The sequence below is a fragment of the Planctomonas deserti genome (genome assembly GCF_003067705.1).
In the GTDB taxonomy this organism is placed as follows: Bacteria; Actinomycetota; Actinomycetes; order Actinomycetales; family Microbacteriaceae; genus Planctomonas; species Planctomonas deserti.
On the sequence record NZ_QANL01000030.1, the window covers coordinates 1 to 798 of the forward strand.

Sequence of the window (798 nt, forward strand, 5' to 3'; positions counted from 1 at the left end):
GGTGATCATGTTCTTGACGTAGTCAGCATGGCCCGGGCAATCGACGTGGGCGTAGTGACGGACCGGGGATTCGTATTCGACGTGCGCGGTCGAGATCGTGATACCACGAGCCTTTTCTTCCGGAGCGGCGTCGATCGAGGAGTAATCCTTGAACTCGCCACCGAAACGCTCGGCACCGATCTTGGTCAGTGCGGCGGTCAGCGTGGTCTTGCCGTGATCGACGTGACCGATGGTGCCGACGTTGACGTGCGGCTTGGTGCGCTCGAACTTACCCTTTGCCATTGTTCTATACCTTGATTGTTCGTAAGTGGTTTCAAGAGAGGCTGAGCGAGGCTCAGCCCTTCTTCATGACGGCTTCGGCGATGTTGGTCGGAGCCGGCTCGTAGTGATCGAATTCCATGGTGAAGGTGGCGCGGCCCTGGGTCTGCGAACGCAGCGCAGTGGCGTAGCCGAACATTTCACCCAGCGGGATCATCGCGTTGATGATGCTGGCCGAACCGTCACCGGTGGTGTCGGAACCCTGCAGCACGCCGCGACGACGGCTGACGTCGCCCATCACGTCACCCTGGTAATCCTCCGGGGTCACGATCTCGACCTTCATGATCGGCTCCAGCAGCACCGGCTTGGCCTTGGCGAAGCCCTGCTTGAAGGCCATCGACGAAGCCAGCTTGAACGCCATTTCCGAGGAGTCGACGTCGTGGTACGAACCGAACACCAGCTTCACCTTGACGTCCACGACCGGGAAGCCAGCCAGCGGACCGCTGGTGATGGTTTCGCGCAGGCCCTTTTCAACCGACG

1 protein-coding gene and 1 pseudogene are annotated in these 798 nt (G+C 60.5%); both read right to left on the bottom strand.

The genetic code is table 11. The features are described from left to right. Positions 1–282 (bottom strand): GTP-binding protein (locus DAI20_RS19320; RefSeq protein WP_240606140.1); only part of this gene is annotated, 282 nt, incomplete at its 3' end. A 52-nt stretch (positions 283–334) separates the two neighbouring features. After that, positions 335–798: pseudogene (gene fusA / locus DAI20_RS19325) on the bottom strand (elongation factor G); the annotation flags it as partial.